Here is a 557-nt window from a genome sequence, read left to right on the forward strand (position 1 = left end):
CCCCCGCTGCGGCAGGCGGTGCTGGCCTGCCTGGCCGCCGAACCGGGCCGTGTCTGGTCGACCTCGCAGCTGGTCGACGCGGTGTGGGGCGAGGAACCACCGGACCGACCCGAGGCGTCGCTGAACACGTACGTGTGGGGTCTGCGGCGGCTGCTCGGCCAGGAGGCGCTGGTCCGGACGTCGGGCGGCGGGTACCAGCTGCAGCTGGACGGCGGCAGCGACGTCGCGGCAGCGCGCGCCGCGGCGGCGGAGGCCTCCCGCCTGGTCGCCGACGGCGAGCCCGAGCGGGCGGCGCAGGTGCTGACGACGGTGCTGGCCAGCTGGCGCGGGGAGACCCTGCTCGGGGTGCCCGGGCCGGGCGCCGAGATGCTGCGGAGCGAGCTGCACAACCTGCGCGTCGCGCTGTCGGAGCAGAACGCGGGTCTGCTGCTGGCGCTGCAGCGCCCGCAGGACGCCGCGGCCGCCGTCGAGGACGTCGTGCACGCCGACCCGCTGCAGGAACGGGCCGGCGAGCTCCTGGTCACCGCGCTGGCAGCGGCCGGGCGCCGCAGCCAGGC

Annotated in this window: 1 protein-coding gene; it reads left to right on the top strand. The window is 77.7% G+C overall.

What is annotated here, in order from left to right:
- Nucleotides 1–557, top strand: a 557-nt coding sequence (locus ACYVI6_RS18845; RefSeq protein ID WP_460447805.1) for an AfsR/SARP family transcriptional regulator, incomplete at both ends; no start/stop codon positions are given.

The sequence above is a fragment of the Angustibacter aerolatus genome, from assembly GCF_054776675.1.